The organism is Mesorhizobium sp. M0317 (assembly GCF_040321555.1).
In the GTDB taxonomy this organism is placed as follows: domain Bacteria; phylum Pseudomonadota; class Alphaproteobacteria; order Rhizobiales; family Rhizobiaceae; genus Mesorhizobium.
Genome location: NZ_JAMYRV010000016.1, coordinates 91,909 through 107,718, shown reverse-complemented (window position 1 = coordinate 107,718; position 15,810 = coordinate 91,909). Strand labels below are relative to the sequence as shown.

The following is a 15,810-nucleotide window of genomic DNA, read 5'->3' as shown; positions in this document are numbered from 1 at the left end:
GCCCGCCCTGCCGTCTATCGCCCCCCCCGCCGTTGTCGCGCCGGGGAGGCGCGGCACACAGGCCGGGGCGGGCCCCCCCCTCCAACATCCCCCCCGCCCCCCCACCCCCCCCGCCCCCCCTGCTCCTGACAACCAGGCGCCAATCAATAGGCGCTGATCCCGGTGCCCTTGTAGACCTTGTCGAACTCGGCCTTGACCGCCTCGTTCTGGTAGGACGCGACCAGCGTCTTCACCCACGCCTCGTTCTCGTTGCCGGATTTCACGGCGATGAAGTTGCGGTAGGGGTTGTCGGCCACTGGCTCCTGGGCGATGCGGTTGTCCGGGCCGAGACCGCTCTTCAGCGCCCAGTCGGTGTTGACGACAGCCGCGTCGAGATCCTCGACCGAGCGTCCGACAATGCCGGCATCCAGTTCCTTGATGACGACCTTCTTCGGGTTCTCGGCAATGTCGGCGGTGGTCGCCAGGATGCCGGTGCCGTCCTTCAGCTTGATCACGCCTTCGTTCTGCAGAACGCGCAACGCGCGGCCCTCATTCGAGGGGTCGTTGGGCAAGCCGATGACGGCGCCTTCGGGCAGGTCGGCAACCTTGGTGTATTTCTTGGAGTAGAGGCCGATCGGCCAGACGCCGGTGTAGCCGACGCGCACGATGTGGTACCCTTGGGTCTTGATCTGGTTGTCGAGATAGGGCTGGTGCTGGAAGGCGTTGGCGTCGATCTCGCCGCGCTCGAGCGCCTCGTTGGGCTGGGTGTAGTCGTTGAACACCACGGTCTCGACGGTCAGGCCTTTTTCGGCGGCCTGGGCGACGACGACGCGCCAGACATCCTCATCCTCGCCGCTGATGATGCCGACCTTGATAGACTTCTTGTCCTCGGCGAAGGACGGCGTCGGCTGAGCCAGACCGGCAAGCGTGACGGCCGAGGCAAAAAGTGCCGCAAGGGCAGCTCGCCGGCTGATGGCTGAAAAAAGAAGAGAGCTGGAAGCGTTTCCGCGTTCGGACATTGTCGATACCTCGTAATCCTGAAGTCATTGCGGCGAGGTGGAATACCAAGCCTTGACGACATCATCGGCAATGCTGCTTGCCGGATCAAAGAACCGCATTTCTTCTCAAACACGAAGCCGGGAATATTCTCTCAAAGATTTCGCAATTGCGAGAACGGTCACGCCGGACCGGTCAGAATGTCTCGACAAAGGGCCGCAGCTCGACCTCGAAGCTCCAGGCGCTGCGATGCTGGCGATGGGTCGCGAGATAGGTCTGCGCGATCGCATCGGGCGACAGCTGGCTGTCCGGTCGCTCGGGCTTCGTCCCGACCGGCTCGATCTGGCCGTCGATAATGAAATGGGCGACATGGATGTTCTTCGGGAAGAGTTCGCGCGCCATCGACTGAGCCAGACCGCGCAGGCCGAATTTCGGCATGGCAAAGCCGGCGGAGTTGGGAAAGCCCTTGATGCTGGCGGAGGCGCCGGTGAAAAGAATCGAACCGGAGCCGCGCGCAAGCAGCCGCCGCGCCGCTTGCTGGCCGACCAGGAAGCCGCCATAGGCGCCGACAAGCAAGGCTTGTTTGACCGCATCGGGATCGACCTCGGCGATCGGGCCGCGCGTGCGGCCGCTGGCATTGAAGACGGCAAGGGCCAGCGGGCCTTGCTTGTCGGCGGCGTCAAACAGGCCGGCGACGGAGGCCGGATCGGCGACGTCGGTTTCGACGGCCAGCGCGCCGGTTTCCCCGACCAGCGCCGCGAGTTTGGCCGTGTTGCGGGCGGCCAGCACCACACGATAGCCTTCCGTGGTGAGAAGGCGTGCCAAAGAGGCGCTCAGGCCCGCACCCGCGCCGGCGATCACTGCGACTTCGGATGCCATGTCGTTTCTCCTTGGCGATGACGTGTTCGTCTCATAGCTGGCGTCTTGAGCGGCGAGACGCAAGAACGGCGTTGCTCGATTTTCGCTGTTCGGTGAAAAACCCTGCCGGCAGGTTCGGAGCAATCGACCGCGGCCAGGGTCTTGCCTGGCGAGACAATCCGTCCGACAGGTGATTGCGTTGGAATCGCAAACGGTGTCGCAAGGGAGTCGACCGTGGAACCAATCTGGGCCGTCGGCCTGATGACCGGCACCGTGCTTGACGGCAATATCGACGTGGCGCTGATCAAGACCGATGGCGAGCGGATCGCCGATTTCGGCACCTATACGCTGGCCCCCTACCCCGCAGCGATCCGTGCCTTGCTGGAGGAGACGCTGCGTCAGGCCCGGGTGTGGAATTTCGACGGGCCGGAGCCGGCGATCTTTGCCGAAGCCGAGGAGGCGCTGACGCGGGCGCAGTCGGCGGCGGTGAAGGACCTTGTCGAAAGCTACGGCCTGACCATGGGCGATATCGGCGTGGTCGGTTTTCACGGCCAAACCGTGCTGCATCGTGCCCCGCAACCCGGGCGGCGCGGCGATACGCGCCAGTTGGGCGATGGCGCGCTGATGCATTCCATTTTGGGCGCCAAGGTCGCCTATGATTTCCGCTCGGACGATGTGCGCGCTGGCGGCCAGGGCGCACCACTGGCGGCTGCCTACCACGCGGCGCTTTTGAGGGAAGCCGACGCCAGCGGGGACACCGCTGTGCTCAATCTCGGAGGTGTCGGCAACGTCACTTGGTGGGACGGCAAGGACAACATCGTCGCCTTCGACACTGGCCCGGCCAACGCGCCGCTCAACGATTTCATCAAGGCAAACGGCCTCGGCGAGATGGACCGCGACGGCGCACTGGGCGCGGCCGGCACCGTCGATGAAGTGCGGCTGGCCAAATTGCTCCAGCATCCGTATCTGACCAAGCCCTATCCGAAATCGCTCGACCGTTTCGACTTCGGCGCCGCCATCGCCGACGGCCTCGGCGCAGAGGATGGGGCGGCGACGCTGACGGCCTTCACCGTCTCGGCCGTCGGCAAGGCGCTCGATTTGTTGCCGCGCCGGCCGAAGCGGCTGGCGGTCAGTGGCGGCGGCCGCCGCAACCCGACGATGATGGCGATGCTGGCGAGGCGCGCCAACGTCGAGGTTGTGCAGGCCGAGACACTGGGCTGGAAAGGCGATGCGGTGGAGGCCGAATGCTTTGCCTTCCTTGCCGTGCGCGTGCTGCGCGGCCTGCCGATCAGCTTTCCCAGCACCACCGGCGTGCCGCGGCCGATGCAAGGCGGGCGGCTGGCAGGTTAGAGCTTCTTCTGCAGGAAGATGCGGCTGCGGCCGACGGGAAAGTCAGGCAGTTCGCCGAAGCGCCGGTAGCCTTGCCGCTCATAGACTTTGGCCGCTGTCGGATTGAACGTATCAATCCAGGCGTTTTGGCAGCCGCGCTTGACCGCTTCCTCCTCGGCAGCGCCCAGCATGTCGCCGGCCATATGCCGGCCGCGCAGGCGTTCGTCGACCCACAGCCACTGCACATAGAGCCAGCCCCAGGCGGTGTATCCCGAAATGCCGGCGACGACAGCGCCGTGCTCATCACGAACGAAGACGGCGATCGGCTTGCGGCCGGAGGGGCCGACATCGCCGTCATTGAACGCCGTCAGCCGCTCGGCCAGGAAGGCGAGGTCGTCTGACGAGGGGTCGGCAGTGGTTTCAAGCGTCGTCTTCATCCGGGCGGGGCTCGCATGGCAAGCCAAGCTCTAGCGAAGGACGGGATGAGAACGCAAGCTTTACGGCTTGATGGGCAGCGGCGATCGCCATGACCCCGCTGCTGCCGCAACCAGCATCAGCACGGCGGCGACGATGGCGCAGATGGCAAAGCCGAACGATGAATAAAGCGGCCCGAAGCTGGTGGTGCCGATGAAGACGGCGAGGTAGGTGACCGAGCTGTTCAGGCCCATGATGGTGCCACGGCGCGACGGATCGAGCGCGGTAAGGCGCATCACCAGCACGTTCAGGCCGAAATGATTGGCAAGGCCCCAGATGGCGATCATAGCCAGGATCAGCACGAAATTGCTGCTTGCGAGCGCGATCGCGACATAGACGACGGCGACCAGCAGATAGGCGAAAGGCATGACGCGCCGTGCGCCGATGCGGTCGATGACGCCGTCGAGGAAGGCCGCGGCGCCGAAGCCGGCGCCGTAGGCGAGTGCGGCCAGCGCATTGGCGCTGACGGGCTCGCCCAGATCCTGGTGCAGATGATCGCCGAGATAGCCGTAGACGCCGTAAAAAGCGGTCATGAAGGCGGTGCAGGCGATGAGCAGCGGCACGATGCCCGGAATGGCCAGCGCAACGAACGGCGACGGCGCCGGGCCGCTCTTCCTGACGTCGCTGAGCGAGGTCATCGACAAGGCAGCAAGCGCAATGGCGGAAAGCACCGCGACGGCGGCGAAGACGGCGCGCCAGTGCACGAGATCGGCAAGCACGGCCGACAGCGACACGCCGGCCACCATGGAGACCGTCCAGCCGGTCAGCACGACGCCGATCGTGCCGCTTTCGCGGCCGGGCGGCGCAATTGCCGCTGCACTGGCATAGATGGCCGGCATGGCGACGCCGGCGGCGATGCCGGCGACGGCCTGGGCCGCGACCAGCATGATCACCGTCGGCGCCAGCGCGCTGACGAGAAGCCCGACCGCCAGCAACAGCAGAGCGCCCTGCAGCATGCGGCGGGCGCCGACGCCGTCGATATAGCGGGCGAGGAACAAAGCGCTGGCGGAAGTGCCGAGACCGAAGGCAGCCGACGCGGCCATCACCGCCGGCACGCTGGTGCCGAAGGATGCGGCGACTGCCGGAGCAATTGGACCCAGGACCAGCGAGTTCGAGCCGATGACGGCGATGCAGCCGGTCAGGAGGTAGGCCAGCGCCGGGATCGGCTGATGGAGCGTTGCAGCTTGATGCGCGTTCGTCATCGGGTCATAATGGCCGAACTGGATTCCGCGACAACAAGGAATTTCGATATGGACGAAGAAACAGATGGGGTTCTGCAGAACAAGGTAGCTCCCCGCGAGCTCGACGCAATCGACCGAAAAATATTAGGCGTGCTGGTCGAGGATGCGACGATCAGCTACGCCGAACTTGGCGAACGCGTCTGCCTTTCGCCGCCGGCGGCGCATGAGCGGGTCAAGCGCCTGCGGCGCAGCGGCGCCATCCGCGGCACGGCTGTGATCATCGACCCGAAGGCGGTGAAGAAGCCGCTGCTCACCTTCGTGCATATCGATACCAAGGGCTGGGGCAAGACACCGGAGCTGATGGCCGTCTCCCAATATCCTGAGGTCGAGGAAATCCATTCGGTGGCCGGCGACACCTGCATGCTTCTCAAGGTCCGCACCGAGGACACCAGGGCGCTCGAAGGCCTGCTGGCGCGTCTCTACGAAACGCCCGGCGTCACCTCGACGCGAAGCTATGTCGTGCTGTCGACCTATCTCGAGCGCCCGGTGCAGCCCGAGATCACGGCGCAATGGCCGACGCCCCGGCATATGGCCACGCCGTTGTACTGATCTGCGCTATCTTCGTCTTGCCGGGGCCACAACAATCCTTCACAAACGGCACCCTATATTGATGCAGGCATTGATTTGGGGTGACGAGAGGCGCGGCTTGGAATTCGAACTGAAAACCATCGAGGCGCTGGCCCCCGATCAGGCGTCGCTAAGCGCCGCCTCGAAGCTCACCAAGCGCTCGAACTGGCCGCGGCTGGAGAAGAACGAGCAGCAGGCGCTGATCTGGGGCGAATGCCAGGGCTCGGGATCCAACCCCTATCGCACCGTCGTCGACACCGGCGACCACGGCTACAAATGCACCTGCCCGTCGCGAAAATTTCCCTGCAAGCACACGCTGGCGCTGATGTGGATCGCCGCCACGGCGCCGGCCAGCTTCACATCAGCCGAAACAACGCCGGAATGGGTCAATGACTGGCTTGGCCGGCGCAGGAAGAGTGCGCCCCCGCCGGTCGACGCAAAGTCTGGCAGGGGCGCGTCTGGCAAGAGCATTGGCGAGGCCTCGCAGGCAGAGGAAAGCACCGTCGATGACGCCGCCGCGACGGAGCGCCGCGAGACGGCGCAGCGCAAGCGGGCGGAAGATACGCGCACCGCGGTGGCAGGCGCGCTGGACGAACTCGACCAGTGGATTGCCGACCAGCTGCGGCTCGGCCTTTCCGCCTTTGCCGACGCCAGCAGCGAGCGCTGCCGCCGCCTTGCCGCCAGGCTGGTCGACATGAAAGCAACGGCGCTTGCGGGACGCATCGACGAAATCCCGGCCCGGCTAATGGCGCTGCGCAGCGAGGAACGGCCGGACGCGGCGATCCGCGAACTCGGCAAGCTGGTGCTGCTGGCCAAAGCCTGGCGCTCGGCGCCCGACGATCCCGAGCTGAAGCGACTGGTGTCGGCGTCCGAAACCCGCGACCAGGTTCTGTCCAGTCCCGACGCGAAGCAGGTCGACAGCCATTGGGAGGTCGTCGGCGAGAAGATCGAGACCCGCCGCGACGGTCTCGTCAGCCATTCGACCTGGCTGCTCGATCTGAAAAGCCCGACGCCGCAGTTTGCGCTGCTGCTCGATTTCTTTCCGGCTTCGGCCGGCCGCCGCTCGGCGGCGTTCACGCCCGGTGACCGGTTCCACGCCCGCCTGGTATTCTACCCGTCGCGCCAGCCACTGCGGGCCTTGGTGGCGGAGCGCAAGGGCGACGTCGTGTCGGGCGCCTGGCCGGATTTCGGCCTCGACGCTGTCAAGGACCCGCTCGCGGCGCATGCGGCGCACCAGGACGCAGCGCCCTGGTCGACCGATAGCCCGCTGATGCTGCCTGCCGGCGCGATCCTGCTCGATGAGCGCGGCACCGCCTGGTGGCAAGCGGCGCACGACCCGCAAGGGATCGCCCTGCCTGTTAGCGGGACCGTCGATCAGACCGTGCTTGGCCTCGACCTCGGGGCCACGGCGGCACTCTGGAACGGCGCGCGGCTCGATCTGCTGGCCGCGCAAAGCGGCTTCGGGAGGCTCGATCTGTCATGAACGAGCTCGAACTAACCGGCCTGGCGACGATGCGCGACTGCTGGATCACCGGCGGAACCGCGTTCGATCTGGCGCCAACCGCATGGAAGGAGATCGCGCGTGGCGCAAGCCCGGACGAACGGGAGCGACGTCTGCTGGCGATCGCGGCGCAGGCGCTCGATGTCGGCCTGCGGCCGTCAGCGCCGAAGACGCTGAAGCGGCGCCTGCCGCTGCCGAGGCTTGGCCTGCCGCTGCTGCCGGAGCGGTTGCGGCCGCTGTTGCGGGCGGCCCTGAAGAACGCCGCCGATGCGCGGCGCAAGTCGCGCGTCGCGACGCTCGTCGCCAGCCGCGGCTACGTGCTGCATCCGATGGACTGGATGCCGTCGGCATCAGACCAGAACAGCCCTGACATCTATGCGCCGTGGATCGACTGGCAGGCCAGCGTCGAGGGGCTGAAGATTGCCCCGCAGGAGCAGCTGACGGCGCAGAACTGGGATGACTTTTACCCCGCCGCGCGCCGTATCGCGTTGGCCGAGATGCGCCGTCGCGATCCGGCCACGGCCCGCAGCCTGATGGAAGCCAAGGCGACGGGCGAGCCGGCTGAAGTCCGGCTGGCGCTCATCGAACTCATGCATTTCAACCTGACGCCCACGGACGCGCCATTCCTGAAAAGCCTGGCCACCGACCGCTCCGGCAAGGTGCAGGAGCTGGCGGGCCGGCTGCTGGCAAGGTTGGGCGAGCATGGCCGGCCGGGCAACGACGGAGCCGACGACCCCGTTGCCGAACTCGCCGCCTTCATCACAGAAGGCAAATCCGGCTTCATCCGCCGCCGCACCACATACACGCCGGCAAAACTCAAATCGGCTGCGCAAGAAAGTCGTCGCGTCGACCTGTTCGCAAGCTGTTACCTGGTCGATCTTGCGGCGCATTTCGGCAAAACAGAGTCCGATTTCATCGGGGCATGGCAATTCGGTGCCGATGATAGAGCGGATCTGTCTCTCGTTCGGATGGTCGCCGTGTCCGGCAGCGATGCCACGGTGGCGCTGTTGGCGGATACGCTTGTCGCCGAAGGTGGCAAGTCGGCATTGTTTGTCTTCCACCTCATGTTGCGTTTGGACAGCGGCAGGAAGCGGAACCTGATCAGGCGGATCCTGAAGGACGCTCAAAATCTTGAAGCGCTCAACCTGGTCGAAGGCGCCGAAGCGAGTTGGCTTGAATGGGACGATTTGACAAATGACAAGGCGCTGTCGGCACTACGCACCATGGTTGCGGGAAACGACGAGCCCGCGAAGCGAAGCGCGGACCACGCCCTGGAAACGATAGGCTTTCTTGCCACAGCGGAGACCGCTGAACGGTTGATCGGCGACATTGTTGCGGCCGGCATGCTGCCGGCGGCAGCCTCGCTCGTTTTCCTGCGCCTCAACGCGGCAATGACGGGAACCAAAACATGACAATCCGGAGAACAGCACCATGAACGCAGCCATCCGCCTCCCTGTCGAGCAGGCCTATGCCGCTGAACTGCAGGCGCTGGCGCGCAATGACGAACGCCAGAAGCCGGCCGGATGGAGCTTGTCGCCGAAGGCCGTGCTGACCTATCTGCTCGGCGGCAAGGCAAGCGACGGCACCGTGATATCGCCGAAATATGTTGGTCGCCGCCGGCTGATGGAAACCGCGGTGGCGACACTCGCTACCGACCGCGCGCTGCTGTTGCTCGGCGTTCCCGGCACCGCCAAGTCCTGGGTGTCGGAACATCTCGCCGCCGCCATCATGGGCAACTCGACGCTGATCGTGCAGTGCACGGCCGGCACCGACGAGAACCAGGTCCGCTATGGCTGGAACTATGCGCAGCTTTTGGCCAAAGGGCCGAGCCAGGAGGCGCTGGTGCCGACGCCGCTCTACCGCGCCATGGAGAGCGGCAAGCTATGCCGGCTAGAGGAACTGACGCGCATGGGCTCGGACGTGCAGGACACGCTGATCACCGTGCTGTCGGAAAAGATGATGCCGATCCCGGAGCTCAACACCTCGCTCTATGCCCAGCGCGGCTTCAACATCATCGCCACCGCCAACAATCGCGACAAGGGCGTCAACGAGCTGTCCTCGGCGCTCAAGCGCCGCTTCAATGTGGTGGTTCTGCCGCTGCCCGAAGACATGGCCGAAGAGGTGGCGATCGTCTCCAAGCGGGTCGACGAGATGGCCGGCGGCCTCGACCTGCCGGTGCCGAAAAATGTCGGCGAGGAGATTGCGCGCGTGCTGACCATTTTCCGCGAGCTGCGCTCGGGCGCAACCGCTGACGGCAAGGTGACGCTGAAGACGCCTTCGGGTTCATTGTCGACCGCCGAGGCGATCGCCACCATGGTCGGCGGCCTCAGCCAGGCGGCGTGGTTCGACAGCGGCAAACTCGGCGCCGAAGGCCTCGCCGCCAGCCTTGTCGGAGCGATCGTCAAGGACCCGGTGCAGGACAAGGTGGTGCTGGAGGAATATCTCGAAACGGTGCTCAAGAAGCGGCCGGACTATGCCGGCTATTACGCGGCACTGAACGCAGCGATCTGAGGTCATGAGCGACGTCGCCTATTTCGGCATCCGTCATCACGGGCCGGGCTCCGCCGACAGCCTGGTGCAGGCGCTGCGGGACTTGCAGCCGGTCGCGGTGCTGATCGAAGGGCCGAGCGACGCGTCCGCCCTGCTGCCATTGCTGGCGCGCCCGCAGATGCAGCCGCCGGTGGCGCTGCTCTGCTACCCCGAGGACGACCCGGCCGCGACAAGTTTCTGGCCGTTCGCCGAGTTCTCGCCGGAATACCAGGCGGCAGTGTGGGCGGTGGAGAACAAGGCGGCATTGCGGTTCATCGACCTGCCGTCATCGGCACGGTTCGCGGCACCGGCAACCGACGACACCGACAAAACGGCTGACGCCGACAAGCCCGAACCCAAGGACGAAACCGGTGAGGATGGCGAGCCCGCATCGCATCGCGACCCGATCGGCACGCTGGCTGCGGCCGCCGGCTATGAAGATGGCGAAAGCTGGTGGGCCGACATTATCGAGCAGAATCCGCAGCCGGGTCCAATCTTCGCTGCCATCACCGATGCGATGACGACGCTGCGCGACGGCGAAGGTGCGATCGCGCCGTTCGAGGCCAAGCGTGAAGCGCATATGCGATTGGAAATCGCCGCCGCGCGCAAGGAATTCGCCGGACCGATCGCCGTCGTCTGCGGCGCATGGCATTTGCCGGCCCTGCAGGCCGCGCACACGCAGAAGAACGACCAGGCGCTGATCAAGGGAATTGCCCGGCGCAAAAGCATCATGACATGGGCGCCATGGACCGGGCCGCGTCTTGCGCTGGGCTATGGTTATGGCGCCGGCGTCGTCGCGCCCGGCTGGTGCAAGCATCTGTGGCGCACACGAGGGCGGCGCGACGCCGCGACGCTGTGGCTGGCGACGATCGCGGCGGTGCTGCGGGCGAAGGGCCATCTGGTGTCGACCGCGTCGCTGATCGAGGCCGAGCGGCTTGCGCGCACACTGGCTGCCATTCGCGAGCGGCCGAAGCCCGGCTTCGAGGAATTGCGCGATGCCGCGATCGCGGCGCTGTTCAACGGCGAAGCGGTGCTGTGGGCGCTGGTCGAGGCCGAGCTGCTTTTGGGCGCGGATGTCGGCGAGATTCCGCCCGACACGCCGCTGGCGCCGCTGATCGAGGACCTGCAGCGCAACCAGAAGGCGGCGCGGCTGAAGCCGGAGGCGCTGGAACGCGAGCTGTCGGTCGATCTGCGCAGCGAAAGCGGACTGTTTCGTTCGACATTGCTGCACCGGCTGAACGTGCTTGGCGTGCAATGGGGCAGGCTGGCCGACGCCGGCCGCAGCCGCGGCACCTTTCGCGAAAAATGGACGCTGGCCTGGGAGCCGGAATATGCCGTGCGCCTGGTCGAGAACCTGATCTACGGCCCGACTATCGAAAAGGCCGCCAATGGCCGCCTGATCCAGATGCTCGGTGCGGCCGCGAGCCTCGACACGCTTGCCGCCCTTGTCCAGAGCGCCATTACGGCGGATCTGTCGGAGGCCGCGAGCGCCGGCCTTGTAGCGTTGGAGGCGCGCGCAGCGCACAGCAGCGAATGCCTGGAGATGCTGGCCTCGGTGCCGCCGCTTGCCGACATCATCCGTTACGGCGAGGCGCGCAAGACCGAAACCAACCGGCTGTCCGGTTTGTTGGAACGGTTGATCGTCGAAGGCGCGATCGCGCTGCCCTATGCGGTGCGCGACCTGGACGAGCAGGCCGCCACCACGCTGGTCGGTGCTGTGCGCAAGGCCGACACGGCGATCCGGCTGGTCGAGCCCGGCGAAGACGTGCTCGATACATGGCGCAACGGCCTGACCGGCGTGCTGGAAGGTCCGCGCTCGACGGCGCTGCTCGCCGGCTGCGCCGCGCATCTGCTCTATGAAGCCGGCCAACTGTCGGCAGAGGACGCCGCCGGGCTGCTCGGACGCAGGCTGTCGCCGGGGACGCCGGTCGCCCAGGCAGCGGGGTTCTTCGAAGGTTTCTTCAGCACTGCCGGCCAGCGGCTGATCTATGACGAGGGCCTGCGCGGCGCCGTCGATGGGTGGCTGAAATCGCTCGACGAGGACGCTTTCATCGCGCATCTGCCATTGCTGCGCCGCGTCTTCTCCAATCTGGACTCGATGGAGCGGCGGCGGTTGATCGAGGCCGTGCTCGGCCGCACCGCAAGGTTGCCGGCCGGCCTGACGCCGGCGCCGGATGGCGGCGAGGGCTGGCGCCGTCACCTGGAGCGGCTTGGGCCATTGCTGGCGGGCGGAGTGTGACAATGGATGACGAAGCCGAAGTGCCCGAACCCGGCCCAGCATCCTCCGATAGCGGGCGCGAGCGCCGCTGGCGGCTGGCGATCGGCGCCGATGACGAGGCTTCCTCCGCCCTTTCCAGTGATGACAAAAAACTGTCTTCGGCGCTCGATGCGCTTTACGGCGACGGCGCCAATGCCGATGCCGACCCGCGCAAGCGGCGCGGCGGGCTCGGCCGCTCGGCGCCACGCGTGGCGCAATGGATGGGCGATATCCGCTCCTTCTTTCCCGCCCAGGTGGTCCAGATCGTCCAGAAGGATGCCTTTGAGCGGCTGAACCTGAAGCAGATGCTGATGGAGCCGGAATTCCTCAAGGCGATCGAGGCCGACGTCAACCTCGTCGCCGACCTGATCTCGCTGCGTTCGGTGATGCCGGCCAAGACCAAGGACATCGCCCGCACCATCATCGCCGACATCGTTGCCAAGCTGATGCAGCGGCTGGAGCAGAAGACCGCCGAGGCGATCCGTGGCGCGCTCGACAAGTCGCGACGCACCAACCGGCCGCGCCAACGCGACATCGACTGGCCGCGCACCATCTCGGGCAATCTTCGCCACTACCAGCCTGAGCACAAAACCGTCGTGCCGGAAAAACTGGTCGGCTTCATGCGCAAGCAACGCCGGCTGGTCGATCTCGACGAAGTGGTGCTGTGCGTCGACCAGTCCGGCTCGATGGCGAGCTCGGTGATCTACGCCTCGATTTTCGCCGCGGTGATGGCGTCGCTGCCGGTCGTGCGCACCAAGCTGGTCTGTTTCGACACGGCCATCGTCGACCTGACCGAAGAGCTCAGCGACCCGGTCGAGGTGCTGTTTGGCGTGCAGCTCGGCGGCGGCACCGACATCAACCAGGCGGTCGCCTATTGCGCCGACCGCATCGAGCGGCCGACCAAATCCCACTTCGTGCTGATCACCGACCTCTATGAGGGCGGCAACGGCCAGGACTTGCTGCGGCGGCTTGCGGCGCTGGTCCGGTCCGGCGTCAATGTCATCGTGCTGCTGGCGCTGACCGATCAGGGCCGGCCGGGCTATGATCCGGCGATGTCGGCTTCGGTCGCGGCACTTGGCATACCGGTCTTCGCCTGCACGCCGGACCTGTTTCCCGACATGATGGCGGCGGCGTTGCGGCGCGAGGATATCGGCGCCTGGGCAGCCGGCGCCGACATCAAGCTGATCCGCGCCGAGACGGAGCCGAGCAGTCAGGCCTGACTATTCGAACGAATAGGCAAACCCGTCGGTGGAAGCGCTGACGGTCACCTTGGTCATCTTCTCGCCGTCGAGCGACCGGTTCAGCACGCCGCGGCTGAGTTCCGGCAACAGCGTGTTGGTGAGGATGGCGTCGATCATGCGGCCACCGGACTCGATTTCGGTGCAGCGCGCCTTGACCAGCGCCATGACGCCGTCGCCGATCACCAGTTCGGCGTCGTGGCTGGCGCGCAGCCGCCGCGCGATCTTGCCGAACTGATGGCGGGTGATGGCCTCGATCATCGAATCCGAGAGCGGATAGTAAGGGATGGTCACGACGCGGCCGAGGAAGGCCGCTGGAAACACCTTCAGCAGTGGAGCGCGCAGGGCAGCATCGAGGCCGTCGAGCCCTGCCCTCACCGTGCCGTTGCCGGTCCGCTCCATGATGACTTCGGAGCCGACATTGGACGTCAGCAGGATCAGCGTGTTCTTGAAGTCGATGCGCCTTCCCTCGCTGTCATCCATCATGCCCTTGTCGAAGACCTGGAAAAAGATCTCGTGGACGTCGGGATGCGCCTTCTCGACCTCGTCGAGCAGGATCACCGAATAGGGTTTTCGGCGCACGGCCTCGGTGAGAATGCCGCCCTTGCCGTAGCCGACATAGCCGGGCGGTGCGCCCTTGAGCGTCGAGACGGTGTGCGCCTCCTGGAATTCGGACATGTTGATCGAGATCAGGTTCTGCTCGCCGCCATAGAGCGTCTCGGCCAGCGCCAGGGCCGTCTCGGTCTTGCCGACTCCCGAGGGGCCGCAGAGCAGGAACACGCCGACCGGCTTTTCCGGCGCTCCGAGCCCGGCGCGGCTGGTCTGCACGCGCTTGGCAATCATCTCCATGGCGTGATCCTGGCCGACGACACGTTCGGACAGCGTGGTGGCCAGCTTGAGCGCCTTTTCGGTCTGGCTGGACAGCATCCGTCCCGTCGGGATGCCGGTCCAGTCCTGGACCACGGCAGCGACCGCATTGCGGTCGACCGACGGCAGGATCAGCGGCGTCTCGCCTTGCGCGGTGGCAAGCTCGGCCATGAGTTCACGCAGCCGCGCCAGATCGGCGACAGGATCTGACGGCGCAGCTTCGGCCGCCGGCGCTTCGGTCTCGGACGTTTCGGCCTTGGGCGTCTCGGCCTTGGGCACCTTGGTCTTTTCTTCGTCCGGCGCTGCCGGTTCGGCATCGGCCTCAGCTGTCGCCACCGCATCGAGCGGGACGCCGTCGCCGCGCAGCCGCGCGCGCAGTTCGAGGATCTCGGCAACCAGCGCCTTTTCGCGCTCCCAGCGCTCCTCGGCGGCGGCGAGCATGGTCCCCGTCTCAGTGAGCCCGGCCTCGACCCGCGCCTGCCGGTCAGTTACTTCGATGCCGATGGCTGCCTCGCGGCCGATGATGCCGCTTTCGACCTGGAGCGCCTGGCGGCGCCGCAAAATGTCCTCTACTTCGGCCGGCGTCGCATGCTGCGAGATCGCGACCCTGGCGCAAGCCGTGTCGAGCAGGCTGACCGCCTTGTCGGGCAATTGCCGCGCCGGGATGTAGCGATGCGACAGGCCGACCGCCGCCTCGATCGCCTCGTCCAGGATCTGCACCTCGTGATGCTGTTCGAGCACGTCGGCGACACCCCGCAGCATGAGCACGGCGACCGCTTCCGACGGCTCGTCGATCTTGACCACCTGGAAACGGCGGGTCAGCGCCGGGTCCTTTTCGATGTGCTGCTTGTACTCGGCCCAGGTCGTTGCCGCGATGGTGCGCAGTTCGCCGCGCGCCAGCGCCGGCTTCAAGAGATTGGCGGCATCGCCGGTTCCCGCCGCACCGCCGGCGCCGATCAGCGTGTGCGCCTCGTCGATGAATAGGATGACCGGCGTTTCGGAGGATTGCACCTCGTCGATCACCGCCTTCAGGCGCTTCTCGAACTCGCCCTTGACGCTGGCGCCGGCCTGCATCAGGCCGACGTCGAGCATGCGCACGCTGATGCCCTGCAGGGGCGGCGGCACGTCGCCCTGGGCGATGCGCAGGGCAAACCCCTCGACCACCGCGGTCTTGCCGACACCGGCCTCGCCGGTCAGGATCGGGTTGTTCTGCCGGCGGCGCATCAGGATATCGATGATCTGCCGGATCTCCGGGTCGCGGCCGACGACCGGGTCGATCTTGCCGTCGTGGGCGCGCTGGGTGAGGTCGGTGGCGTATTTGGCCAGCGCGGAGTCCCCGCCCGGAGCTCGCCGCGGCGCCTCCGCGGTGGGAGCCAGTGCTGCCGTGGCGCCGGCTTCGAGCGAACCGTCCACCACCTCGGCAAAACGGGCGATGACCCCGTCGGCGTCGATCTTGTCGAATTCGCCGCTGATCTTCGCCACCAGGCCTCCCAGCACCGGCGTCTTCAGGCAGGCGAGCACGATATGGGCGCTGCGGACCTCCTCCATGCCGAATTCCAGCGTCGCCAGGTTCCAGGCCTCCTGGATGGCGTGGAAGATGTGGTCGGAAAATTCCTCGATCGAGGTGGCGCCGTAGGGCAGCTTGTCGACGGCGCGGGTCATGTCGCTGGTAAGCCGGCTGGCATCGACGCCGGCGTCGGCAATGATCATCTGCACATCCGAACGCTCGGACAGCACCAGTTGTTCTATGAAATGGACGAGTTCGACGTAAGGATTGCCGCGCAGCTTGGCGCTGTCGGCGGCGGCCTTGAAGGCGCGCAGGCAGACCGGATTGAGCTTGCCAACCAGTTCCTTGCGTTTGAACCCCTGCGACGACCGGCGCTGTTCCATCGAACGTGCTCCTGCAATCTGCCCGTCGACAGCCTGCCACATAAGCAGCCGCTTGACAAAGCGCTTGATGCAGCCGGCCTTTCT

Annotated in this window: 12 protein-coding genes; 7 read left to right on the top strand and 5 right to left on the bottom strand. The window is 66.2% G+C overall.

What is annotated here, in order from left to right; genetic code table 11:
- Positions 1 to 143: 143 nt before the first annotated feature.
- Both NKI88_RS14180 and NKI88_RS14175 read right to left on the bottom strand, forming a co-directional pair.
- The gene (locus NKI88_RS14180; protein ID WP_023668580.1) at positions 144 to 998 is read right to left on the bottom strand and encodes a MetQ/NlpA family lipoprotein; all 855 of its coding nucleotides are present in this window, start codon (positions 996 to 998) and stop codon (positions 144 to 146) included.
- Positions 999 to 1,170: 172 nt separating this feature from the next.
- Positions 1,171 to 1,854 carry an SDR family NAD(P)-dependent oxidoreductase gene (locus NKI88_RS14175; protein ID WP_023668581.1) on the bottom strand — a complete coding sequence of 228 codons (684 nt, stop codon included), beginning with the start codon at positions 1,852 to 1,854 and terminating at the stop codon, positions 1,171 to 1,173.
- 213 nt (positions 1,855 to 2,067) lie between these two features.
- On the opposite strand from NKI88_RS14175, the gene NKI88_RS14170 reads away from it, so the two are divergent.
- Positions 2,068 to 3,183, top strand: a complete 1,116-nt coding sequence (locus NKI88_RS14170; RefSeq protein ID WP_352655736.1) for an anhydro-N-acetylmuramic acid kinase — start codon at positions 2,068 to 2,070, stop codon at positions 3,181 to 3,183.
- Here NKI88_RS14170 and NKI88_RS14165 read toward each other — a convergent pair.
- Both NKI88_RS14165 and NKI88_RS14160 read right to left on the bottom strand, forming a co-directional pair.
- Positions 3,180 to 3,599: a GNAT family N-acetyltransferase gene (locus NKI88_RS14165; RefSeq protein WP_023684459.1), complete on the bottom strand. Its 420-nt coding sequence runs from the start codon at positions 3,597 to 3,599 to the stop codon at positions 3,180 to 3,182. The two genes, NKI88_RS14170 and NKI88_RS14165, sit on opposite strands and share 4 nt — an antisense overlap.
- 60 nt (positions 3,600 to 3,659) lie before the next feature.
- Entirely contained in the window at positions 3,660 to 4,838 is a 1,179-nt protein-coding gene (locus NKI88_RS14160) for an MFS transporter (protein WP_352655733.1), read from the bottom strand.
- Between the two features lie 48 nt (positions 4,839 to 4,886).
- Between NKI88_RS14160 and NKI88_RS14155 the strand changes: the two genes are divergently transcribed.
- The 6 genes from NKI88_RS14155 (at position 4,887) to NKI88_RS14130 (ending at position 12,951) form a co-directional block, all read left to right on the top strand.
- Entirely contained in the window at positions 4,887 to 5,426 is a 540-nt protein-coding gene (locus NKI88_RS14155) for an Lrp/AsnC family transcriptional regulator (RefSeq protein ID WP_023687041.1), read from the top strand.
- 97 nt (positions 5,427 to 5,523) lie between these two features.
- Positions 5,524 to 6,927: an SWIM zinc finger family protein gene (locus NKI88_RS14150; protein ID WP_352655731.1), complete on the top strand. Its 1,404-nt coding sequence runs from the start codon at positions 5,524 to 5,526 to the stop codon at positions 6,925 to 6,927.
- Positions 6,924 to 8,357, top strand: a complete 1,434-nt coding sequence (locus NKI88_RS14145; RefSeq protein ID WP_502909465.1) for a DUF5691 domain-containing protein — start codon at positions 6,924 to 6,926, stop codon at positions 8,355 to 8,357. The genes NKI88_RS14150 and NKI88_RS14145 overlap by 4 nt, the downstream gene beginning before the upstream one ends.
- Before the next feature lie 19 nt (positions 8,358 to 8,376).
- A complete protein-coding gene (locus tag NKI88_RS14140) occupies positions 8,377 to 9,456 on the top strand; it encodes an ATP-binding protein (RefSeq protein ID WP_023687038.1) in 1,080 nt (359 codons plus the stop codon).
- Positions 9,457 to 9,460: 4 nt separating this feature from the next.
- Positions 9,461 to 11,713: a DUF5682 family protein gene (locus NKI88_RS14135; RefSeq protein ID WP_352655727.1), complete on the top strand. Its 2,253-nt coding sequence runs from the start codon at positions 9,461 to 9,463 to the stop codon at positions 11,711 to 11,713.
- 2 nt (positions 11,714 to 11,715) lie between these two features.
- On the top strand, positions 11,716 to 12,951 hold the full coding sequence (locus NKI88_RS14130) for a VWA domain-containing protein (protein ID WP_352655725.1): 1,236 nt from the start codon (positions 11,716 to 11,718) through the stop codon (positions 12,949 to 12,951).
- On the opposite strand, the gene tssH is transcribed toward NKI88_RS14130, so the two are convergent.
- Complete coding sequence (tssH, locus tag NKI88_RS14125; protein ID WP_352655723.1) at positions 12,952 to 15,726, bottom strand: type VI secretion system ATPase TssH; 2,775 nt, start codon at positions 15,724 to 15,726, stop codon at positions 12,952 to 12,954.
- Between the last annotated feature and the right edge of the window lie 84 nt (positions 15,727 to 15,810).

What these genes read in the sequence shown, in the direction of transcription:
- NKI88_RS14130 (WP_352655725.1), top strand. Translation starts at nt 11,716, where the DNA reads ATGGATGACGAAGCCGAAGTGCCCGAACCCGGCCCAGCATCCTCCGAT.
- NKI88_RS14160 (WP_352655733.1), bottom strand. Translation starts at nt 4,838, where the DNA reads ATGACGAACGCGCATCAAGCTGCAACGCTCCATCAGCCGATCCCGGCG.
- NKI88_RS14140 (WP_023687038.1), top strand. Translation starts at nt 8,377, where the DNA reads ATGAACGCAGCCATCCGCCTCCCTGTCGAGCAGGCCTATGCCGCTGAA.
- NKI88_RS14180 (WP_023668580.1), bottom strand. Translation starts at nt 998, where the DNA reads ATGTCCGAACGCGGAAACGCTTCCAGCTCTCTTCTTTTTTCAGCCATC.
- NKI88_RS14135 (WP_352655727.1), top strand. Translation starts at nt 9,461, where the DNA reads ATGAGCGACGTCGCCTATTTCGGCATCCGTCATCACGGGCCGGGCTCC.
- NKI88_RS14145 (WP_502909465.1), top strand. Translation starts at nt 6,924, where the DNA reads ATGAACGAGCTCGAACTAACCGGCCTGGCGACGATGCGCGACTGCTGG.
- NKI88_RS14155 (WP_023687041.1), top strand. Translation starts at nt 4,887, where the DNA reads ATGGACGAAGAAACAGATGGGGTTCTGCAGAACAAGGTAGCTCCCCGC.
- NKI88_RS14165 (WP_023684459.1), bottom strand. Translation starts at nt 3,599, where the DNA reads ATGAAGACGACGCTTGAAACCACTGCCGACCCCTCGTCAGACGACCTC.
- tssH (WP_352655723.1), bottom strand. Translation starts at nt 15,726, where the DNA reads ATGGAACAGCGCCGGTCGTCGCAGGGGTTCAAACGCAAGGAACTGGTT.
- NKI88_RS14175 (WP_023668581.1), bottom strand. Translation starts at nt 1,854, where the DNA reads ATGGCATCCGAAGTCGCAGTGATCGCCGGCGCGGGTGCGGGCCTGAGC.